Annotated in this window: 17 protein-coding genes, 2 tRNA genes and 2 other RNA genes; 10 read left to right on the top strand and 11 right to left on the bottom strand. The window is 54.0% G+C overall.

The annotated features are described in order from the left end of the window. Positions 1–42: 42 nt before the first annotated feature. Positions 43–663, bottom strand: a complete 621-nt coding sequence (gene tdk, locus EAE_RS17185) for a thymidine kinase (RefSeq protein ID WP_015705104.1) — start codon at positions 661–663, stop codon at positions 43–45. Positions 664–1,209: 546 nt separating this feature from the next. On the opposite strand from tdk, the gene hns reads away from it, so the two are divergent. Continuing rightward, positions 1,210–1,617 (top strand): histone-like nucleoid-structuring protein H-NS, encoded by a 408-nt coding sequence (gene hns, locus EAE_RS17180; protein WP_004103116.1) that lies wholly within the window; start codon positions 1,210–1,212, stop codon positions 1,615–1,617. 124 nt (positions 1,618–1,741) lie between these two features. Here the strand turns inward: hns and galU are convergent, their stop codons facing one another. From galU to rssA, 3 genes are all read right to left on the bottom strand, one after another. Then, positions 1,742–2,644 carry a UTP--glucose-1-phosphate uridylyltransferase GalU gene (galU, locus tag EAE_RS17175; RefSeq protein WP_015705103.1) on the bottom strand — a complete coding sequence of 301 codons (903 nt, stop codon included), beginning with the start codon at positions 2,642–2,644 and terminating at the stop codon, positions 1,742–1,744. Between the two features lie 198 nt (positions 2,645–2,842). After that, positions 2,843–3,856, bottom strand: a complete 1,014-nt coding sequence (rssB, locus tag EAE_RS17170; protein ID WP_015705102.1) for a two-component system response regulator RssB — start codon at positions 3,854–3,856, stop codon at positions 2,843–2,845. Positions 3,857–3,945: 89 nt separating this feature from the next. Beyond that, on the bottom strand, positions 3,946–4,845 hold the full coding sequence (gene rssA / locus EAE_RS17165) for a patatin-like phospholipase RssA (protein ID WP_015367078.1): 900 nt from the start codon (positions 4,843–4,845) through the stop codon (positions 3,946–3,948). 110 nt (positions 4,846–4,955) lie between these two features. Here rssA and EAE_RS17160 point away from each other — a divergent pair, with 110 nt between their 5' ends. From EAE_RS17160 to EAE_RS17135, 6 genes are all read left to right on the top strand, one after another. Next, the gene (locus EAE_RS17160; RefSeq protein ID WP_026612345.1) at positions 4,956–5,414 is read left to right on the top strand and encodes a YchJ family protein; all 459 of its coding nucleotides are present in this window, start codon (positions 4,956–4,958) and stop codon (positions 5,412–5,414) included. 44 nt (positions 5,415–5,458) lie between these two features. Next, positions 5,459–6,301, top strand: a complete 843-nt coding sequence (purU, locus tag EAE_RS17155; RefSeq protein ID WP_015705100.1) for a formyltetrahydrofolate deformylase — start codon at positions 5,459–5,461, stop codon at positions 6,299–6,301. Between the two features lie 159 nt (positions 6,302–6,460). After that, a tRNA-Tyr gene (locus tag EAE_RS17150) sits at positions 6,461–6,545 on the top strand. A 135-nt stretch (positions 6,546–6,680) separates the two neighbouring features. Continuing rightward, positions 6,681–6,765 (top strand) — tRNA-Tyr (locus EAE_RS17145). 43 nt (positions 6,766–6,808) lie between these two features. Further along, positions 6,809–6,941: non-coding RNA, RtT sRNA (locus EAE_RS17140), on the top strand. Between the two features lie 43 nt (positions 6,942–6,984). Then, positions 6,985–7,117: non-coding RNA, RtT sRNA (locus EAE_RS17135), on the top strand. 117 nt (positions 7,118–7,234) lie between these two features. On the opposite strand, the gene EAE_RS17130 is transcribed toward EAE_RS17135, so the two are convergent. Continuing rightward, on the bottom strand, positions 7,235–7,678 hold the full coding sequence (locus EAE_RS17130; protein WP_015367081.1) for an Lrp/AsnC family transcriptional regulator: 444 nt from the start codon (positions 7,676–7,678) through the stop codon (positions 7,235–7,237). A gap of 107 nt (positions 7,679–7,785) precedes the next feature. On the opposite strand from EAE_RS17130, the gene EAE_RS17125 reads away from it, so the two are divergent. Then, complete coding sequence (locus tag EAE_RS17125) at positions 7,786–8,682, top strand: DMT family transporter (RefSeq protein ID WP_015705099.1); 897 nt, start codon at positions 7,786–7,788, stop codon at positions 8,680–8,682. Here the strand turns inward: EAE_RS17125 and narI are convergent. The 5 genes from narI to EAE_RS17100 form a co-directional block, all read right to left on the bottom strand. After that, entirely contained in the window at positions 8,679–9,356 is a 678-nt protein-coding gene (gene narI, locus EAE_RS17120) for a respiratory nitrate reductase subunit gamma (protein WP_015367083.1), read from the bottom strand. The genes EAE_RS17125 and narI overlap by 4 nt on opposite strands. Continuing rightward, entirely contained in the window at positions 9,356–10,066 is a 711-nt protein-coding gene (gene narJ, locus EAE_RS17115; protein WP_015705098.1) for a nitrate reductase molybdenum cofactor assembly chaperone, read from the bottom strand. Before narJ ends, narI begins: the two co-directional genes overlap by 1 nt. After that, on the bottom strand, positions 10,063–11,598 hold the full coding sequence (gene narH, locus EAE_RS17110; RefSeq protein ID WP_015705097.1) for a nitrate reductase subunit beta: 1,536 nt from the start codon (positions 11,596–11,598) through the stop codon (positions 10,063–10,065). The genes narJ and narH overlap by 4 nt, the downstream gene beginning before the upstream one ends. Next, positions 11,595–15,338 carry a nitrate reductase subunit alpha gene (locus EAE_RS17105; protein ID WP_015705096.1) on the bottom strand — a complete coding sequence of 1,248 codons (3,744 nt, stop codon included), beginning with the start codon at positions 15,336–15,338 and terminating at the stop codon, positions 11,595–11,597. The genes narH and EAE_RS17105 overlap by 4 nt, the downstream gene beginning before the upstream one ends. A 386-nt stretch (positions 15,339–15,724) precedes the next feature. Then, positions 15,725–17,113 (bottom strand): NarK family nitrate/nitrite MFS transporter, encoded by a 1,389-nt coding sequence (locus EAE_RS17100; RefSeq protein ID WP_015705095.1) that lies wholly within the window; start codon positions 17,111–17,113, stop codon positions 15,725–15,727. A 311-nt stretch (positions 17,114–17,424) separates the two neighbouring features. On the opposite strand from EAE_RS17100, the gene narX reads away from it, so the two are divergent. Then, a complete protein-coding gene (narX, locus tag EAE_RS17095; RefSeq protein WP_015367089.1) occupies positions 17,425–19,203 on the top strand; it encodes a nitrate/nitrite two-component system sensor histidine kinase NarX in 1,779 nt (592 codons plus the stop codon). 10 nt (positions 19,204–19,213) lie between these two features. After that, complete coding sequence (narL, locus tag EAE_RS17090) at positions 19,214–19,864, top strand: two-component system response regulator NarL (protein WP_015705094.1); 651 nt, start codon at positions 19,214–19,216, stop codon at positions 19,862–19,864. Here the strand turns inward: narL and EAE_RS17085 are convergent. Continuing rightward, the gene (locus EAE_RS17085) at positions 19,861–21,237 is read right to left on the bottom strand and encodes a YchO/YchP family invasin (protein WP_015705093.1); all 1,377 of its coding nucleotides are present in this window, start codon (positions 21,235–21,237) and stop codon (positions 19,861–19,863) included. The two genes, narL and EAE_RS17085, sit on opposite strands and share 4 nt — an antisense overlap. Between the last annotated feature and the right edge of the window lie 52 nt (positions 21,238–21,289).

Raw genomic sequence — 21,289 nt, 5'->3', positions numbered from 1 at the left:
ACAGGCGCCATTTAGACGCCTGAAGGTAATGAAATTACAGCATTATTCGCCGTGGCGCAGCTTACTTTGCACCTGAGTTAATGAACCGGTGCTTAACGCCTCTTTATAATGCTTACGGCATACGGAAACGTACCGCTCATTACCGCCAATCACTACCTGTTCTCCTTCATTGTATGGCCGCCCTTCCTGATCAAGGCGTAACACCATGCTTGCCTTACGGCCACAGAAGCAAATCGTTTTTAACTCAACCAGTTTATCCGACCATGCTAACAAATACTGGCTACCGCTGAATAACTCACCGCGGAAGTCTGTACGCAAGCCGTAGCACAATACAGGGATATCCAGCTCATCCACGACTTCTGAGAGCTCATGAACCTGTTCACGGGTCAGGAACTGGCTTTCGTCCACCAGTACGCAATGGATGGGCTGGCGGGCATGTTCTGACGCTATATCGGCATATAACGACGTCTGAGGATTATACAGCCGCGCTGGTGAAGAAAGCCCGATTCGTGAGCTCACTTTGCCAGAACCAAAGCGGTCGTCGATTTCAGCGGTATAAACGACGGTACGCATCCCTCGTTCCTGGTAATTGTACGAAGACTGCAACAGTGCGGTAGACTTACCGGCATTCATTGCAGAATAGTAAAAATAAAGTTGTGCCATCGGCTGCGTAACCCCAATCAATGTGTTTTACTGCGCAATTGTATCATATATTACCGAGCCGACCGTGCTTTCACAGGGGGTATTGCCGACTTAACGATAATGCTTTACAAAAAATGAAACGGACGGTGAATGAATAGCTTCAGGCAAGACCGTTGCCGCGCCAGCAGATACAAATCATTGTCGTTTTGTGCTTAAACCGCCATTCTCCGGACAACTATAATGGGTTTTGGCCGCCAATTTATATTAAGCATCACCGTAACTAATGCGCTAAAACTGAAGAGTGATATTTATCCACGTAAAGTATAAATTTACTCTCGAAACGCAGGAAAACCATCCTGACTCATGGTTTTAGCGCCAGTGCGTATGCTTAAGCTATAAGCGAGAAGATGTGAAGTCGCGCGAAAATTTAACTTAAATTATTTAATCAACCAGACAAATAACAAGTAATTTTGAATTCCTTACATTCTCCCCTATTGCACATCTGATTTTATCGCTCTATTATTACTTCAACAAACCACCCCACAATATAAGTTTGAGATTACTACAATGAGCGAAGCACTTAAAATTTTGAACAACATCCGTACTCTTCGTGCGCAGGCAAGAGAATGCACCCTTGAAACGCTTGAAGAGATGCTGGAAAAATTAGAAGTTGTCGTTAACGAACGTCGTGAAGAAGAAAGCGCCGCTGCTGCTGAAATTGAAGAGCGCACTCGTAAACTGCAACAGTACCGCGAAATGCTGATCGCTGACGGTATTGATCCGAATGAACTGCTGAGCACTATGGCAGCTGTTAAAGCTGGCACCAAAACTAAACGTGCAGCACGTCCGGCAAAATACAGCTACGTTGATGAAAACGGCGAAACTAAAACCTGGACTGGCCAGGGTCGTACTCCGGCAGTCATCAAGAAAGCAATGGACGAGCAAGGTAAAACACTGGACGATTTCCTGCTCTAATTCGCTTTACGCTTGATAAAAAATCCCGCTTCGGCGGGATTTTTTTTATCGTTACACGCTGAAAGTATCAGGCATAAAAAAACCGGTTCGCTATCAGGCGAACCGGTTTTTCGGGTGGCGAATATTACTTCGCGACCGCTTGCGCAAGCCAGGCTTTAAAGTCTTCGCCCAGAGTTTTATGGCGAACGCCATATTCTACGAAGGCCTGCATATAGCCGAGCTTATTACCGCAGTCATGGCTTTTGCCTTTCATGTGGTAAGCTTCTACGGTTTCTTTCTCGATCAGCATATCGATAGCATCTGTCAGCTGAATTTCATCACCGGCTCCCGGAGGGGTTTTCGCCAGCAGCGGCCAAATATCGGCGCTCAGCACATAACGACCGACTACCGCCAGATTAGACGGCGCGACGTCTGCTTTTGGTTTCTCAACAACGCCAACCATCGGCACGCTTTCGCCAGGCTGCAGGCTTTCGCCTTTGCAGTCAACAACACCATAAGCGGTGACGTCTTCAACCGGCTCAACCATGATCTGGCTGGCGCCCGTTTCGTCAAAGCGAACAATCATCTCCGCCAGGTTATCACGGGTCAGATCGGACTCATATTCGTCCAGAATCACGTCGGGCAGAATAACCGCAACCGGCTCATCGCCGACAACCGGATGCGCGCACAGCACCGCGTGGCCCAGACCTTTAGCCAGCCCCTGACGTACCTGCATAATGGTGACGTGCGGCGGACAGATAGACTGAACTTCTTCCAGAAGCTGACGTTTTACACGTTTTTCCAGCATCGCTTCGAGTTCGAAGCTGGTATCGAAATGGTTTTCAATAGAATTTTTCGAAGAGTGTGTCACCAGAACAATTTCAGTAATCCCAGCGGCGATACATTCGTTAACAACATATTGGATTAATGGTTTATCTACCAGTGGCAGCATTTCTTTCGGAATAGCCTTGGTGGCGGGTAGCATCCTGGTGCCTAATCCCGCTACCGGGATAACAGCTTTTCTTACTTTAGAATTAAGGGCAGCCATTGAAATCTCCTGGACTGTTCGTTTTTTGAACTTAATCGTCAATAAATAACGCATCGAGTATATCAGTCTGATCAGTTAAACCTGGTCTGAAAAGGTATGGATACCCTCGAATTAGGACTTTTACGCATAAAACGCAGTGATAGTACCACCGGAAATGTAGGCCCGGTAATCCCACCTACTAAAAATAGAGCGAATTGTTCAATCTGCAGACAACATCAAGCGTAAACGTCCCCCTGCTCCCCAAATTTGGCACTGCCAGGATGCGCAGCGCTGACTAATTTGGTTGAGGTATGCGTTGCCCAACGTTCCTAATGGAACGCCGTTACTAATTTGAATTTTATGCTCTCCGGTATTCAACGTACCGTTAAGACCGGCAGAAACCAGAATCAAATTTTTTAATCCGCTGTGATAATAACCAACCAGCAATGGGAATTGACCCGGTAAATTGGCCTGGCGGAGTAATTGGTTAACTTGTTTTAACAATGCGCCCATTTCCGGCAGGCGCTGTCCCTGATGAGCAAGTTGTTCTTGCAGCAAACCATTAAACAAAGCGCGTAATAATAATGCCGCCAGAACGCCATTATCGCCAGCGCGGGTGACATCCAGGCAATAAAACGCCAGATCGTTTTCTGATAACGGCGCAATATCCAGCACCAACCCCGGCTTATCCGCTGAGATAAGCTGACGATAATTGATACGACAATGGGAAATCTCCTGCTGCACCGGCGGCTGAAGTTCCTGTAATAACCTTGACGCCGCCAGGGGATCGCTAACTAACGCGTCCCAGTCTTCAAATAATCTCTCTTCCTCTTCAACTCGTGAACTAAACATTGTCGGGTAGAGACATGCATACACCGTTTCACGCAGGCGTTTAAAATCTTTTACCGGCTTCAGTAAGACATCCTGCACGCCAAGACGTAATGCTTTAGCAATATCCGCCATGTTTTCGGTTGCTGAAATCATCAGAATCGGGAGCTGTTCACCCTGGTTGCGAACCTGCTCAACCAGTTCAAGGCCGTTCATCCTCGGCATCGAGATATCGCAAATCATCAGATCCGGTTTCGAAATCGCGATTTGCTGTAGCGCTTCAATGCCGTCTTCCGCCTGGCGGGTAGTCGCCCCCAGGGAAGTTAGCCAGCTATCAAGGAGAGAGCGGAAAACGGGTTCGTCTTCAACTATCAGAATCTGTTTTCCCGCCAATGGCTGCGTCATGTTCTCTCCCCTGGCTGACGATAATTAAATAGTGGCACGCTATTCACGCTATCGCCTGTCAGAATTTACTTAAGTGTTGGACAAGTGCGCTACGCGGAAGTGCGCACCAAGGGTAATAATTCATCCATTTTTTTCTCAACGGCCAGCTGTCCTGCGGCCATCGCTTCGCCAGCACGATGAAAATCGAGAGTGGAGATTTGCGGACAAAACGGCTGGAGCAGGATATCCGGCGGATCGCCTGCCATACGATTACGTTTAAGGCGATTTTCCAGCACCTGTATCGAGGTTGACATAATCTCCATCGCCGTGGGGGTTATTGTCGCACGGCGAGAGCTCATTCTCCCCAACCGGGATCGCAGACGGGAATGCCAACTGAGCTCCTCTATCGGCTCCGGACGAGGCGACTCTATTGATAATAAATCCTGTTGCATAAGATGGGCGTCATGCTGGAGATCGACGGCAATCACAATATCCGCCCCCAAAGCTCGCGTCAGTGAGACCGGGACCGGATTAACCACCGCGCCATCCACCAGCCAGTAGCCGTTATGCATCACCGGCGACATCAGGCCAGGCATACTACAAGAAGCGCGGACCGCCATGTGCAGATCGCCTTCCGTAAACCATAATTCGCGCCCGGTACTCAGATTAGTCGCCACGGCGGCAAAACGGCGTTCGCACGCTTCAATTTGCGCGACGGGCATAATTTGCCGGTATTGATTGAACACCCGCTCGCCGCGTAACAGTCCGCCGCGCCGCCAGGAGAGATCCATCAATCGCAGCACGTCCCAGTTGCTAAAGGAGCTAACCCACTTTTCCAGCGCAGGGAGGCGATTGCAGGCGTAGGCCGCACCGACTAAGGCACCAATCGAACATCCCGCTACCACATCGACATCAACTCCCGCCCGATGCAGCGCTTTGATCACGCCGATATGCGACCAACCGCGCGCGGCGCCAGCCCCTAGCGCTAAACCAATCTTTAGCTTTCTCATTAGTACAGATACATATCCTTCCACTCCGAGCATGACATCAGCGCCATCGCTCAGTTAACATAATGCACTTTGGCGCTCTGGCGCCGTCATTCTTTTCCATGGAGGCGATTTTGTCGCAATTATGCCCCTGTGGCAGCGCTCTGGAGTATAGCTCATGTTGCCAGCGATATCTGACTGGCGGTCAGCTTGCGCCGAGCCCGTCACAGCTGATGCGTTCCCGCTATAGCGCATTCGTGATGAAAGATGTCGATTATTTAATCAAAACCTGGCATCCACACTGTGAGGCGCCACGCTTTCGCGCCGATATCGAAAAAGGCTTTGCCAATACGCAGTGGCTTGGTTTAACCGTTTTCGCAACCGATAACGGCCGTAGTTCCGATGAAGGCTTTGTCAGCTTTATCGCACGCTTTACTGAAGATAACCGTCCCGGCGCGATTATTGAACGTTCCAGATTCTTAAAAGAAAACGGACAGTGGTACTATATTGACGGCACCCGACCATTAATTGGTCGTAATGACCCCTGCCCTTGCGGCTCAGGTAAAAAATTTAAAAAATGCTGCGGCCAGTAAGGCCCGGCATCAGCAATTGCAAACACAACAGGATTTTCCCCGCGATGCATTCATTACAACGTAAAGTACTACGCACCATTTGCCCTGATCAGAAAGGCCTCATCGCGCGTATCACGAATATTTGTTACAAACACGAGCTGAACATTGTACAGAACAATGAGTTTGTCGATCATCGTACCGGCCGCTTCTTTATGCGTACCGAGCTCGAAGGCATCTTTAATGACGCCACCCTGCTCGCCGACCTCGATAGCGCGCTGCCGGAAGGCTCAATCCGTGAACTCAATCCCGCGGGCCGTCGCCGGGTGGTGATTCTGGTCACCAAAGAAGCTCACTGTCTCGGCGATCTGCTGATGAAAGCCAACTATGGCGGTCTGGATGTCGACATCGCCGCGGTTATCGGCAACCATGAAACGCTGCGCACGCTGGTAGAACGTTTTGATATTCCTTTTGAGCTGGTGAGCCATGAAGGATTGAGCCGCGAAGAGCACGACCAGCGGATGGGTGATGCGATAGCCGCCCACGATCCGGATTACGTGGTACTGGCAAAATACATGCGCGTGCTTACCCCGGAGTTTGTCGCCCGCTTCCCGAATAAAATCATTAATATCCACCATTCATTCCTGCCCGCGTTTATCGGCGCGCGTCCGTATCATCAGGCCTATGAGCGCGGCGTGAAGATCATTGGCGCCACCGCCCACTACGTGAATGATAATCTGGATGAAGGCCCAATCATCATGCAGGACGTGATTCATGTCGATCATACCTATACCGCCGAAGATATGATGCGCGCGGGCCGCGACGTGGAAAAAAACGTCTTAAGCCGTGCGCTGTATCAGGTGCTGGCGCAACGCGTCTTTGTTTACGGTAATCGGACGATTATTCTTTAATCGACAGCGAAATGAATTGGTTAGCTTTGCGGCGTTACGCGTAAAAATCAGGCAACCAGTTTAATTTTGTCAAAGGAATGCTTTACAGGGGCGCGTCATTTGGTATGATGCGCCCCGCTTCCCGAGAAGGGAGCAGGCCAGTACAAAGCATTACCCCGTGGTGGGGTTCCCGAGCGGCCAAAGGGAGCAGACTGTAAATCTGCCGTCATCGACTTCGAAGGTTCGAATCCTTCCCCCACCACCATTATTCACTACAGTGATATGGTTTCACCGATAAGCGTAAACGATGTTTGCACTTAGCGAGGAGCGATAGCGACGAGTTATCCTTCCCCCACCACCATTCATTTTGCTGAATAGCCTACAATTTGATTTTACCCCTGGTGGGGTTCCCGAGCGGCCAAAGGGAGCAGACTGTAAATCTGCCGTCATCGACTTCGAAGGTTCGAATCCTTCCCCCACCACCATCTCCTCATGTCATGCCCAGCTTAATCTACCTGCAATATTCTATATTCTGCCCTACGGGGAAGGATGAGAAGCTTCGACTAAGGTTCGATTCGAGCGTTAGCGAGAGAACGTTGCCGCAGGCAACGGCCCGAAGGGCGAGGCGCTTTAGCGCCGAGTAATCCTTCCCCCACCACCATCTCCTCATGTCATGCCCAGCTTAATCTACCTGCGATATTCTATATTCTGCCCTACGGGGAAGGATGAGAAGCTTCGACTAAGGTTCGACTTGAGCGTCAGCGAGAGAACGTTGCCGCAGGCAACGGCCCGAAGGGCGAGGCGCTTTAGCGCCGAGTAATCCTTCCCCCACTACTGTTGCATTCTCTTCAGCCACCTGCACTGCCATCTCCTCGCTCGCGCTTCGCTTAGCGAGGCTACAGGTGGTGCCGTTTGGTAGCCCGGACAGGTGCGCAGCACCGCCTCCGGGAAAATTCACAGCGGGGGCAATCGTCTTTTTACCGGTGAACTCTTCACCACCGACGTATTGCACTGCGCATACTCTGCGAGACCATCCAGTATCGTATCCAGCTGCGCAATATCACGGACCACAAGACGCATAACAAAACAATCCTCTCCGGTGACCTTGTCACTTTCAATACACTCCGGCATAGCCTGGATATATTTATCCACTTTTTGCAGCAATCCCGGTAGCGGTCTCACTCGTACTAATGCCTGCAGACTATATCCCAGCGCCGCCAGATTCACCCGCGCGCCATAACCCTCAATTACCCCTTTTTCCTCAAGGCGTTTTACCCGCTCGGCGGTACTCGGCGAGGTCAATCCCACCTGCGCACTCAATACCTTGAGCGAAACTCTGGCATCTTGTGTCAGGCAGGTCAGAATCGCCCGGTCTATTTCATCAATTACGTATTCCATTTATTTCACCTAATTAATAAAGGTATTCATCTGTTTTTACCTTATTTCAGATATATCAAGCTGTCAGGCTTTTCACGACAATAATGGAAAACTTCTGGAGGTGAAATATGCAGCTTTCTCGTGGTGTCTGGCAGATGAGCCTGGCGATGATCATTTCCGGCTCGATTGGCGCATTCGTGCTGCTCTCAGGGTTGCCGGTAATCGACGTGGTTTTCTGGCGCTGTCTTATCGGCGCGGTCACATTATTGCTGTTTATTTTGTTAAGCCGGCAACCCTTCAGCCGCCTGACGCGCCTCACTCTGGCGCTGGCAGTCCTTGGCGGCGTCGCGCTGGTGATCAACTGGCTGCTGCTGTTTGCCGCCTACTCACGCGTTTCTATCGGGATGGCCACCGTGGTCTACAACACCCAGCCCTTTATGCTGGTATTACTGAGCATGATACTAGGTGAAAGGGTAAGCGCGGTAAAATGGGGATGGTTACTGCTGGCCTTTGGCGGCGTGGTGATTCTGCTATCGAGCGAACTAACTCCCGGCCACGGCGACAACCTCGTTACTGGCATTGCACTGGCGTTATGCGCGGCGTTTTTTTATGCCCTGACCGCCATTATCGCCCGCAAGCTGCAGCCGCTACCGGCGCAGCATATCGCTTTTATTCAGGTTATCGTCGGTACGGTAATGCTTTTGCCGCTGGTTCATGCCCCCGAGTTTAACGGCCATTTTCCCTGGCGCTATTTGCTGATCCTCGGCATCGTCCATACCGGGATTATGTATCAACTTTTATATAGTGCGATTCAAAAGCTGCCGACGCCGGTCACTGGTTCGCTCTCGTTTATCTATCCGCTGATGGCTATCGTGGTTGACTATCTGGTTTTCCATCATGCGCTCACGCCGCTGCAGTTGGCTGGAGGGGTGCTGATTCTGTTTGCTGCGGCGGGCAACAACCTTGACTGGGGCGAAAAAAAACCCCGCCATGGCGGGGTAAGTCAGCCGTCGCGAATGAACTAGCGACGCGCGCGCACAATCTGGTATTTGCGCGTCAGGTACTCGACCGGCGCGCTCCAGATGTGAACCAGGCGCGAGAACGGGAACAGCAGGAACAGCGTCATCCCCAGCACCAGGTGAACGCGGAAGACAAAAGCTACGCCATCGAGATGCTGCGAAGCTCCGCCGTGGAAGGTCACCACCGACTGCGCCCAGCCGACCAGTTTCATCATTTCGCTACCGTCCATATGCTGGGCGGAGAATGGAATGGTCAGCAGACCCAGCGCGCATTGCACCATCAGCAACGAGAGGATCAGGATATCCGCTGTGGTGGTGGTAGCACGAACGCGCGGGCTCAGCAGACGGCGCTTGAGCAGCAGTAAACCGCCGACCAACGTCATCACGCCGCACGCCCCGCCGGCAAACATCGCCATTTTCTGCTTCACGTCGATCGGCAGGAAGGATTCATACATCCAGTGCGGAGTCAGCATGCCGAGGAAATGGCCGGCGAAAATACCCAGGATCCCGATATGGAACAGGTTTGACGCCAGGTTCATCCCTTTACGATCCAGCATCTGACTGGAGGCGGCGCGCCAGGTGTACTGGCCGTAGTCGTAGCGCAGCCAGCTGCCAATAAGGAACACTGAACCCGCAATGTACGGATAGATGTCAAAGAAGAACATATTCAGGAAGTGCATTAGTGCTGTCCTCCGTTAGAGATATTCAAATATTGCGGGGCCACGGCTCCGGCAAAACGGCGCTGGTGAGCAGAGATTTCCGACTCGCCGCAGCCCTGGTCGGCAAAGAATTTGACCTGCTCTTCTTCCCAGACGGCATCCAGCGCCTGCGGTGTATCGTCGCGGGCCTCGTCGGCGATCTTCTCCGCCACTTTCTGGCTATCGACCTGAGTATTGGCAAGCTTCAACAGCAGCTCGAACAACACCGCATAGCGGCTCTCGCGCTGTTGCAGACGCGCGCTGAGCAGGCCAAGGATTGGTGCAACGTCCCGCAGGCCGCCAAGCGCTTCCTCTTCCGGCAACTGCGCCAGATACTCCAGATACAGCGGTAGGTGATCCGGCAGCTCATGGCTATCCAGCAGCAGACCGTGGCGCTCGTACTGCGCCATCAGGTCGACCATCGCCTGCCCGCGATCGCGGGATTCGCCGTGAACATGTTCAAACAGCAGCAGCGAGGTGGCGCGGCCGCGGTCAAACAGCTCGCTATACGCCGATTGGGCGTCCAGAGGATCCTGAGCCACTAAATCGCGCAGGAAAACGCCCAGCGCCTGGGCATCTTCTTTGGCGAGTTTTTCCGATGACGCGAGAGCCTCGAACATCTCCTGCTGATGCTGCCATAAGGCAGCGTCAGGGTATTCGAGCAGACGCGACACAATCACGAGTTCAATCATGCGTGCGGCTCCGTTTTGCTGGTAACGTCAATGGCGTCAATGCGACGGCTGTTAAACAGGTTGAATTCGCTGTCAGAGCCGTGGCAACCATCGCCGAAGGTAAAGCCGCAACCGCTCTTCTCCGGGAAGGCATCGCGAGCCTGTTCGCGATGGCTGCTCGGCACCACGAAACGATCTTCGTAGTTGGCGATAGCCAGATAACGGTACATTTCCTGCGCCTGCGCTTCGCTCAGCCCAACCTCTTCCAGCGCGCGGGTATCGACGATGCCGTCGACGGTTTCCGCACGTTTGAAGTGGCGCATCGCCAGCATACGTTTCAGCGCTAGCAGTACCGGCTGGGTATCGCCCGCGGTCAGCAGGTTCGCCAGATACTGGACTGGAATACGCAGGCTTTCTACATCCGGCAGGATCCCGTTGCTACCCAGTTCGCCCGCATCGGCGGCGGACTGAATCGGCGACAGCGGCGGCACGTACCAAACCATTGGCAAGGTGCGATATTCCGGGTGCAGCGGCAGCGCCAGCTTCCAGTCCATCGCCATTTTGTAAACCGGCGACTGCTGCGCGGCTTCAATTACGCCCTGCGGTACGCCATCTTTTAACGCCTGTTCAATCACTTTTGGATCGTTAGGATCGAGGAAGACGTCCAGTTGACGCTGATACAGATCTTTCTCGTTCTCGGTGCTGGCTGCGTTTTCAATCGCGTCTGCGTCGTAGAGCAGAACACCGAGATAGCGAATACGTCCTACACAGGTTTCGGAGCACACCGTCGGCATCCCGGATTCAATACGCGGGTAGCAGAAAATGCATTTCTCGGATTTCCCACTCTTCCAGTTGAAATAGATCTTCTTGTACGGGCAGCCGGTGATGCACATACGCCAGCCGCGGCACTTATCCTGGTCGATCAGGACAATACCGTCTTCTTCACGCTTATAGATGGCACCGCTCGGGCAGGTCGCGACGCACGCCGGGTTCAGGCAGTGCTCGCACAAGCGCGGCAGATACATCATGAAGGTGTTTTCGAACTGGCCGTACATCGCCTTCTGCATGTTTTCGAAGTTCTGGTCTTTGGCGCGTTTTTCAAACTCGCCGCCGAGGATCTCTTCCCAGTTCGGGCCGCTGGTAATTTTGTCCATCCGCTGGCCGGTAATCAGCGAACGCGGACGAGCGATCGGCTGATGTTTGCTTTCCGGCGCGTTATGCAGATTCTGGTAGTCAAAATCAAACGGCTCGTAGTAATCATCGATTCCCGGCAGATGCGGGTTGGCGAAGATTTTACCCAGCAGCATCGCGCGGTTGCCCATGCGCGGCTGCAGTTTACCGTTGATTTTACGGATCCAGCCGCCTTTCCATTTTTCCTGGTTTTCCCAGTCGTTCGGGAAACCGACGCCCGGCTTACTTTCTACGTTGTTAAACCAGGCGTACTCCATCCCTTCACGACTGGTCCAGACGTTTTTGCAGGTTACGGAGCAGGTGTGGCAGCCGATGCATTTATCGAGATTCAGCACCATGCCGACTTGTGAACGAATTTTCATTTTACGCTCTCCTGTACCTGGTCATTACCTTCGCCGTCTAACCAGTTAATGTTCTTCATCTTACGTACCACAACAAACTCATCGCGGTTGGAACCGACGGTGCCATAGTAGTTAAAGCCGTACGCCAGATGGCCGTAGCCGCCGATCATATGGGTCGGTTTTGGCGTAATACGGGTAACCGAGTTGTGGATCCCCCCGCGCTGACCGGTAACTTCAGAACCCGGCAGGTTAACGATACGTTCCTGCGCGTGGTACATCATGGTCATTCCTGCCGGTACACGCTGGCTCACTACCGCACGCGCCGTCAGGGCGCCGTTGGCGTTGAAGACTTCGATCCAGTCGTTATCCTCGATACCCAGATCTTTCGCATCCGCTTCGCTCATCCAGACGATCGGCCCGCCGCGCGACAGAGTCAGCATCAGCAGGTTATCGCTATAAGTAGAGTGAATCCCCCACTTCTGGTGCGGCGTCAGGAAGTTCAGTGCCTTCTCCTTATTGCCGTTGGATTTTTCGCCCATCACCGCTTTCACCGAACGGGTGTCAATTGGCGGACGATAGACCAGCAGGCTTTCGCCAAAGTCGCGCATCCACTGGTGATCCTGATACAGCGACTGACGGCCGGACAGCGTACGCCATGGGATCAGCTCGTGAACGTTGGTATAACCAGCGTTATAGGAGACATGTTCGTCTTCCAGGCCAGACCAGGTCGGGCTGGAGATGATCTTACGCGGCTGCGCCTGAATATCGCGGAAGCGGATCTTCTCGTCTTCTTTGTTCAGCGCCAGATGCGCATGGTCGCGGCCGGTAAATTCGCTCAGCGCTTTCCACGCCTTCACAGCTACCTGACCGTTAGTTTCCGGCGCGAGAGTGAGGATCATCTCAGCGGCGTCAATAGCGGTCTCCAGCTTCGGCTGGCCTTTCGCCGGGCCTTCCGCCTTGGTGTAGTTGAGCTTACGCAGCAGGTCCATCTCGCTCTGGGTATTCCAGGCGATACCTTTACCGCCGTTGCCGATGGTTTCCAGCAGCGGGCCGATAGAGGTGAAACGCTCGTAGGTCGCCGGATAATCACGCTCCACCGGAATAATATGCGGCGCGGTTTTACCTGGGATCAGGTCACATTCGCCTTTTTTCCAGTCTTTAACGTCAAACGGCTGCGCCATTTCCGCGGCGGAATCGTGCTGAATCGGCAGCGTCACGACGTCGGTTTCTTTGCCGAGGTGGCCTACGCAGACTTCAGAGAATTTCTTAGCGATACCTTTATAGATGTCCCAGTCGCTTTTGGATTCCCAGGCCGGGTCAACGGCGGCAGACAGCGGGTGAATAAACGGATGCATATCCGAGGTATTCATATCGTCTTTTTCGTACCAGGTTGCGGTCGGCAGTACGATGTCGGAGTACAGACAGGTGCTCGACAGACGGAAGTCGAGCGTGACGACCAGATCCAGTTTGCCGTCGAGACCGTTATCCCGCCATTCGACTTCTTCCGGCTTCACGCCGCCCTGCTTGCCAAGGTCTTTGCCCTGAATACCGTTCTCGGTACCCAGCAGGTACTTGAGCATATATTCATGGCCTTTACCGGAGGAGCCCAGCAGGTTGGAACGCCAGATAAACAGGTTACGCGGATGGTTTTTACCGTTCTCCGGCTGCTCGGCCGCAAAGCGAATAGACCCCTCTTTCAGCGATTTCACGGTGTAATCGACCGGCGTCATGCCGGCTTTCTTCGCTTCGTCAGCAATACGCAGCGGGTTCACGCCCAGCTGCGGCGCCGACGGCAGCCAGCCCATACGCTCAGCGCGCACGTTGAAGTCGATCAGATGTCCGCTGTAGCGGGATTTATCCGCCATCGGCGACAGCAGTTCCTGCGCGGTGACGGTTTCATAGCGCCACTGGCTGGAGTGGTTATAGAAGTACGATGTACTGTTCATGTGGCGTGCCGGACGCTGCCAGTCAAGGCCGAACGCCAGTGGCTGCCAGCCGGTCTGCGGACGCAGTTTTTCCTGACCAACGTAGTGCGCCCAACCGCCGCCGCTCTGGCCAACGCAGCCGCAGAAGATCAGCATGTTGATCAGCCCGCGGTAGTTCATGTCCAGATGGAACCAGTGGTTCAGGCCCGCACCGACGATAATCATCGAGCGGCCATGGGTCTTATCGGCGTTATCGGCAAATTCGCGCGCGGTACGGATGATGTGCGCGCGGGATACGCCGGTGATTTTTTCTGCCCAGGCCGGAGTGTACGCCTTGACGTCATCGTAGCTGGTCGCGCAGTTTTCATCGTTCAGACCGCGTTCCAGGCCGTAGTTCGCCATGGTCAAGTCATAAACGGTAGTCACCAGCGCGGTGGAACCATCGGCCGTCTGCAGGCGTTTTACCGGCAGTTTGTGCAGCAGAATGTTTTCGAGGTCGACTTTGTTGAAATGCTCGGAACCTTCGCCGCCAAAGTATGGGAAACCGACGTTGGCGATATCATCATGGCTGCCAAGCAGGCTAAGGCGCAGCTCAATTTCTTCGCCGGTTTTACCATCGCGCTGTTCGAGGTTCCACTTGCCTTTGTCGCCCCAGCGGAAACCCAGAGAACCGTTAGGTACGGTCATTTCGCCCTTCTCGTCAAAGGCGACGGTTTTCCATTCCGGATTCTGCTCCTGGCCCAGGGAGTCAACCAGGTCGGCAGCGCGCAGCATACGGCCAGCGGCATAGTAGCCGTCGCGCTCTTCGAGCATGACCAGCATCGGCATGTCGGTGTAGCGACGTACGTAATCGGTGAAGTACTGGCTCGGTTTATCGAGGTGGAACTCACGCAGCATGACGTGGCCCATCGCCAGCGCCATCGCGGCATCGGTACCCTGCTTCGGCGCCAGCCACAGATCGCAGAGCTTGGCGATTTCGGCATAGTCCGGAGTAATCGCCACGGTTTTGGTCCCTTTGTAGCGAACTTCGGTAAAGAAGTGCGCGTCCGGGGTACGGGTCTGCGGGACGTTGGAGCCCCAGGCGATGATGTAGCTGGAGTTATACCAGTCGGCAGATTCCGGCACATCGGTCTGTTCGCCCCAGGTCATCGGCGAGGCTGGCGGCAGGTCGCAGTACCAGTCGTAGAAGCTCAGACAGGTACCGCCAATCAGCGACAGGTAACGGGCGCCGGACGCATAGGAAACCATCGACATCGCCGGGATCGGCGAAAAGCCTGCCACGCGGTCTGGACCGTAAGTTTTGACGGTATAGACGTTTGAAGCGGCAATCAGTTCGTTCACTTCTTTCCATGAAGAACGAACAAAACCGCCGCGACCGCGGGCCTGTTTAAAGCTTTTCGCTTTATCGGCATCTTCAATAATTGAAGCCCATGCCTCAACCGGATCGCTATGCTGAACTTTCGCTTCACGCCACATCTTCATCAGACGCTTACGCATCAGCGGATATTTCAGGCGGTTAGCACTGTACAGATACCAGGAGTAGCTGGCGCCGCGCGGGCAGCCGCGTGGTTCATGGTTCGGCAGATCGGGGCGGGTACGCGGGTAATCAGTTTGCTGGGTTTCCCAGGTGACCAGGCCATTTTTGACATAAATTTTCCAGCTGCATGAGCCGGTGCAGTTCACACCGTGAGTGGAACGCACGATTTTGTCATGCTGCCAACGCTGGCGGTATCCATCCTCCCAATCCCGGTTGGTTTTAAGAAGCTGGCCGTGCCCATCGGCAAAGGTTTCACCCTTCTGTTTGAAGTAGCGAAACCGGTCCAGAAATTTACTCATCGGGTTTCTCCTGATATGGAGCCTGACGGCTCTCTGATAAATCGACATTGCTGGATTTGCAGCGAAAATAGCGCCATGCCGGAAGAGGAGAATTGATGGCGATCAATGCGAAATAGCTTATAAATCCGCACCCAACCCGCAGATACCACCAAAGTAGTAACGCTATTTATTAAATATCCAATTGTTTTATAAGGATTATTTTAAATATGACAGAATGTTAACCGGGATTTATGCCACGCTTAGGTATTAAGTGGTAGATGACGTACCGATAGTTATTTCCCTGAATTCAACAGCTTTGCACAAGTAAAAGTATGTTGTAACTAATAACAAATAATAAAAAGGGCGCACCCTGTGGCGCGCCCTGTCACTTCACATTAAGAAAAGACTTATTTCTGTTTACGGCCGTATACCGCCCAGGTGATTACTACGCAGGCAATATAGAAAACGAGGAAGACTTTCATTGCCCCGGCCGGCGAGCCGGTCAGATCCAGCGAAATACCGAACGCTTTCGGAATAAAGAAACCACCGATCGCGCCAATCGCCGAAATAAAGCCCAACGCCGCGGCGGTATCCGTCGCCGCTTCACGCATCGCTTGCGCTTCGCTGCCACCCTGCGCTTTCACGCGGTCCATCGTAAGCTTACGGAAGATCACGGAAATCATCTGGAAGGTAGAGGCGCTGCCCAGCCCGGCGGTCAGGAACAGCACCATAAATACCGCGAAGAAGGCGATGAAGTTGCCGCCCTGACCATTTGTCGGCAGAGTCAGGAACAGTAACGCGCAGAAAATAGCCATCACCACGAAGTTCACCAGCGTCACGCGGGTCCCGCCGAGACGGTCGGAAATCGCCCCGCCCATCGAACGCGCCAGCGCGCCAATAAACGGACCGAAGAAGGCGTAGTGCAGGATCTGCACGTCCGGGAACTGGGTTTTTGACAGCATCGCAAACCCGGCGGAGAAACCGATAAAGGAACCAAAGGTCGCCAGATACAGCAGCGCCATAATCCACAGATGCAGGCGTTTAAGTACCGGCAACTGTTCGCTCAGCGATGCTTTTGAGGCCGACAGATCGTTCATAAAGAACCACGCGGCCAGGGTAAAGATGATCAGGAATGGCACCCAGATCCACGCGGCGTTTTCCAGATACAGCATTGAGCCATCCGGCTGCTCGCTACCGCTACCGCCAAAAACGGCAAAAATAGAAATCGAGACTACCAGCGGCGCAACCAGCTGCATCACGCTGACGCCCATGTTACCAAGGCCGCCGTTAACCCCCAGCGCGCCGCCCTGCTTTTCTTTCGGGAAGAAGAAGCTGATGTTCGCCATACTGGAAGCAAAGTTAGCGCCGGCAAAGCCGCACAGCAGAGAGATAATCACGAACACGCTAAACGGCGTGGAAGTATCCTGTACCGCAAAGCCCAGCCAAACGCACGGAATAATCATGATACCGGTACTGAACGCCGTCCAGCGGCGGCCGCCGAACAGCGGGACCATAAAGGCATAAGGTACGCGCAGCAGCGCGCCGGAAAGCGCTGGCAATGCGGTCAACATAAACAGCTGATCGGTAGTGAACTGAAAACCCACTTTATTGAGGTTTACCGCGACGGCGCTAAACAACATCCAGACGCAGAACGCCAGTAAAAGACAGGGAACGGAGATCCATAAATTGCGGCTCGCCACACGGTGGCCGCGCTGTTGCCAAAACTCAGGATCTTCAGGACGCCAGTCGGTGATGACTGAGCTGCTAGCCTTCTCCGGGATTGAAGATTGACTCATAGATACCTCTGATTATTCATATTTCCTGATGCTACCTTAGGGGTTGCTCAAGGCTGTAAGTTGATATAAATCAAAGGAAAAGCGCGAGCCATTTTGTACAAAAATAAATCATGCTCCGAAGTGAGTAGATAATTATGAGAAAAAAAGTGTGGTTTTTCACGCGACTGCTGGGTTCGTGGTTATCCCTCCCACCACGGCACCTACCACCGACAATTAAGGGGTAATCCCTTAGGGGTATGGGTATACTCCAGGGGATAGCCGAGAATAAGCGCCACTCCCGGAGAGATGACCCATCAGGAGCCACCCATTCCATGTTAAAACGTTTGTTTACGCCGCTCACATTGGTTAATCAGCTGGCGTTAATCGTACTGCTCGCCACCATTATTGGCGTGGCCGGTATGGCGATATCCGCCCGCCTGGTGCATGGAGTGCAGGGCAGCGCCCACGCCATTAACAAGGCAGGCTCGTTGCGTATGCAGAGTTACCGCCTGCTGGCGGCTATTCCGCTGACGGCCAACGATCAAAAGCTGTTTAACGATATGACCGCTACCGTTTTCAGCCCGGAGTTGCAATACTCCGCGCGTCGTGACGGCCAGGAAGTACAGCTGAAAGCGCTGCAGCAATATTGGCAGTTGTCGCTGGGACCGGGCATGAAACAGGCCGTCAGGCAAAGCGATGTGGCACAGGATGTCGCCGACTTTGTCGACCGTATTGACCAGTTGGTTACCGCTTTCGACCACACCACCGAACAGCGTATCGAGCGCGTGGTCTGGATCCACCGCATCCTCGCCATCGGCATGGCGCTGCTGCTGATCTTTACCATTATCTGGCTGCGCGCCCGCCTGCTGCGGCCATGGAAACAGTTACTGGGTATGGCGCGGGCGGTCAGCCAGCGCGATTTTACCCAGCGCGCGCACATCAGCGGTCGCAACGAAATGGCGACCCTCGGCATGGCGTTGAATAACATGTCGGAAGAGCTGGCGGAAAGCTACGCCGTGCTTGAACGGCGGGTACAGGAAAAGACCGCCGGCCTCGAGCAGAAAAACGAGATCCTGGCCTTTTTATGGCAGGCCAACCGTCGGTTACACTCCAGCGCCCCGCTGTGCGAGCGCATCTCACCGGTGCTGAACGGTCTGCAGGGACTGACGCTGTTACGAGATATTGAAGTGCGGGTGTATGACCTCGAGGATGAAGACAATCATCAGGAGTTTGCCTGCCACTCCGATATCGAATGCGATGATAAAGGCTGCTATCTGTGTCCGCGCGATCTTCCCCCCCTGCCGGATGGCGGCACAACGCTGAAATGGCGACTATCAGACGCGCATAACCAGTATGGCATCCTGCTGGCAACGCTGCCGGTTGGCCGCCACCTGAGCCACGACCAACAGCAACTGGTCGACACGCTGGTGGAGCAGTTGACCAGCACCCTGGCGCTGGATCGCCATCAGGAAAAACAGCAGCAGCTCATCGTGATGGAAGAGCGTGCCACCATCGCCCGCGAGCTTCACGACTCTATCGCCCAGTCGCTCTCGTGCATGAAGATGCAGGTAAGCTGTCTGCAGATGCAGGGCGATAGCCTGCCGGATGAAAGCCGGCTGCTGTTGGGGCAGATCCGCAACGAACTCAATACCTCCTGGGCGCAGCTAAGGGAGCTGTTAACCACCTTCCGCCTGCAGCTTACCGAGGCGGGTCTGCGCCCGGCGCTGGAGGCCAGTTGTCAGGAGTACAGCGCGCACTTTGGTTTCACGGTACAACTGGATTACCAGTTGCCGCCGCGTTTTGTCCCGTCGCATCAGGCGATTCACCTGCTGCAGATCGCCCGCGAGGCGTTAAGCAATGCGTTGAAGCATGCTAACGCGACGGAAGTCATCGTGACCGTGTCACAACGCGATAATCAGGTACGTTTAGTCGTTGCCGATAACGGCCGCGGCGTACCGGAAAACGCGGAGCGAAGTAACCATTACGGTTTAATTATTATGCGGGATCGCGCGCAAAGCTTGCGCGGCGACTGTCAGGTGCGCCGCCGGGAGACCGGCGGTACCGAAGTCGTGGTGACATTTATCCCGGAAAAATCGTTTTCAATCCAATAAGGAGAACCCTATGAGTCAACAGGAACGGGCAACCATCCTTCTCATTGATGATCATCCCATGCTGCGCACTGGCGTAAAGCAACTGGTTAGCATGGCGCCGGACATTCAGGTTATCGGCGAAGCCAGTAATGGCGAACAAGGTATCGAACTGGCGGAATCGCTGGATCCGGACCTGATTCTACTGGACCTTAATATGCCAGGGATGAACGGCCTCGAAACGCTCGACAAGCTGCGGGAAAAATCGCTCTCCGGCCGCGTGGTGGTATTCAGCGTCTCCAATCATGAAGAGGACGTAGTGACCGCCCTGAAACGCGGCGCCGACGGCTACCTGCTGAAAGATATGGAACCAGAAGATCTGCTGAAAGCGCTGCAGCAGGCCGCTGCAGGCGAAATGGTATTAAGCGAAGCGTTAACCCCGGTACTGGCCGCCAGCCTGCGCGCTAATCGCGCCACGTCCGACCGCGACATCAGCCAGTTGACCCCGCGCGAGCGTGATATTCTGAAGCTGATTGCCCAGGGCCTGCCGAACAAAATGATTGCCCGCCGCCTGGATATCACCGAAAGCACCGTTAAAGTGCATGTGAAACACATGCTGAAGAAAATGAAGCTGAAATCACGGGTTGAAGCCGCCGTCTGGGTTCACCAGGAACGGATCTTCTAAGGCGATTCCGTCCAGGAAACGTCGGGAGCCGTAAACGTCACCAGCGGCTCGGTCAGCGCCAGTGCGATCTCATTGGAAGAGACGCGCTGACCCGATTTATCTTCAACCACCACCGACAGACGCCAGCGATTCACCGCGCCCGGCTCGCTGTTCCACACCGGCATAATGATGCTCCAGCCATCCGCACTGTTGGCATTAACCGGCGGCGTCAGGCTTAGCGCCTGAGTGTCCCCCTGCCAATGCAGCGATTTAATGCCGTGCAGGCTATTAATTTGCAACTTCAGCTGTACCGTTTCGCCGGAGTGCAGATCCCACGGCGGCGTCGCCAGATAGACCGTCAGATTCTTACGCTGTCGATACTCCACTACCGGCAGATTATCGCGTTCCGGGCTATCGTAGCGGCTGCCGCGTAGCGAGTTGCTGATAGCCACTTCATCCGCCGCCAGTTGCTGTTTCAGCGGAACCCCAAAACGATAATTCAGCTTGAGGCCGACATTATTCTGGCTGACGCCATTTTCGCCCTGTTTGTGTTTAGCGGTGACCGTCACCAACGGTACCGGGGTGTAATTCAGTCCCACCGAAACCGCCACCGGATTATGGTATCCGGTACCGGAATGAAACAGATCGACGCTATCGCCGAAGTACTGTTCGACGCTGACGCTGGTATTGATGTGTTGATAAAACGGCAATCGTGCCTGGGCAGTCACGTCATAACCGACGGCCATCCGCTGCTCCTGGGTCTGATTTTCCCGCAACTGCCAGTCGCCGAGTGGGTAGTAATAGTTGGCCGATAAGCGCAAATACTCGCCCCAGGCTTCCGCGCCGATGCTGCCGCGCGCCAGGCTCTCGCTGAGCACTTTGTCGTAAAACGAGTTATAACCCAGCAGCCAGCTACCGACACGCCAGCGCTGGCCCAGCCCAACATTGCCAACCAGATCGTTCTCGCGCCGGGTAACCGAATATTGATTCCAGGTGAGGTAACGCTCATTGTCCTGCAGCGGCACAAACCAGCTACCCTTGCTACCGGTGAAGTTACCCTCTTTATCCACCAACAGGTCGATATTGGCATTACCCCACGGCGACAGCCAGTTTTCCAGTTGATGGCTGAACTCATTGCCGATTTTGCTGATGGCGAACATCCGCGCCTGCTCGCCGGTGGTGAGTCCGTTATCGCTCATGCTGGCTTCGCCGAATTTCTTGGCCATCTCGGCGAAATGTTTGGCATCGTCGTCGACCTGCGGCGCTATGCCTAAATCGGGCAGCGTCGTTTGCGGCGGCATACTGCTATCGTTAGCAATCAGCGCCCAGGCGGGAGCGCCTGTCAGCAGCAGGAGAAGCGTCAGTGATGGGGTTAAGCGGTACGGCAAAGGCATCAAACGGATTAACGTAAGCTCACGGGGAATAACAACATCACGTTAGTTTATC

It is taken from the genome of Klebsiella aerogenes KCTC 2190 (assembly GCF_000215745.1).
GTDB classification, from domain to species: Bacteria; Pseudomonadota; Gammaproteobacteria; order Enterobacterales; family Enterobacteriaceae; genus Klebsiella; species Klebsiella aerogenes.
Note: the sequence above shows the minus strand (reverse complement) of the source record. Positions and strands in the feature narration are given on the sequence as shown.

Excerpts from the sequence above, each read along its gene's own strand:
- tdk (WP_015705104.1), bottom strand. The coding sequence starts at position 663 with ATGGCACAACTTTATTTTTACTATTCTGCAATGAATGCCGGTAAGTCT.
- hns (WP_004103116.1), top strand. The coding sequence starts at position 1,210 with ATGAGCGAAGCACTTAAAATTTTGAACAACATCCGTACTCTTCGTGCG.
- galU (WP_015705103.1), bottom strand. The coding sequence starts at position 2,644 with ATGGCTGCCCTTAATTCTAAAGTAAGAAAAGCTGTTATCCCGGTAGCG.
- rssB (WP_015705102.1), bottom strand. The coding sequence starts at position 3,856 with ATGACGCAGCCATTGGCGGGAAAACAGATTCTGATAGTTGAAGACGAA.
- rssA (WP_015367078.1), bottom strand. The coding sequence starts at position 4,845 with ATGAGAAAGCTAAAGATTGGTTTAGCGCTAGGGGCTGGCGCCGCGCGC.
- purU (WP_015705100.1), top strand. The coding sequence starts at position 5,459 with ATGCATTCATTACAACGTAAAGTACTACGCACCATTTGCCCTGATCAG.
- EAE_RS17130 (WP_015367081.1), bottom strand. The coding sequence starts at position 7,678 with ATGGAATACGTAATTGATGAAATAGACCGGGCGATTCTGACCTGCCTG.
- EAE_RS17125 (WP_015705099.1), top strand. The coding sequence starts at position 7,786 with ATGCAGCTTTCTCGTGGTGTCTGGCAGATGAGCCTGGCGATGATCATT.
- narI (WP_015367083.1), bottom strand. The coding sequence starts at position 9,356 with ATGCACTTCCTGAATATGTTCTTCTTTGACATCTATCCGTACATTGCG.
- narJ (WP_015705098.1), bottom strand. The coding sequence starts at position 10,066 with ATGATTGAACTCGTGATTGTGTCGCGTCTGCTCGAATACCCTGACGCT.
- narH (WP_015705097.1), bottom strand. The coding sequence starts at position 11,598 with ATGAAAATTCGTTCACAAGTCGGCATGGTGCTGAATCTCGATAAATGC.
- EAE_RS17105 (WP_015705096.1), bottom strand. The coding sequence starts at position 15,338 with ATGAGTAAATTTCTGGACCGGTTTCGCTACTTCAAACAGAAGGGTGAA.
- EAE_RS17100 (WP_015705095.1), bottom strand. The coding sequence starts at position 17,113 with ATGAGTCAATCTTCAATCCCGGAGAAGGCTAGCAGCTCAGTCATCACC.
- narX (WP_015367089.1), top strand. The coding sequence starts at position 17,425 with ATGTTAAAACGTTTGTTTACGCCGCTCACATTGGTTAATCAGCTGGCG.
- narL (WP_015705094.1), top strand. The coding sequence starts at position 19,214 with ATGAGTCAACAGGAACGGGCAACCATCCTTCTCATTGATGATCATCCC.
- EAE_RS17085 (WP_015705093.1), bottom strand. The coding sequence starts at position 21,237 with ATGCCTTTGCCGTACCGCTTAACCCCATCACTGACGCTTCTCCTGCTG.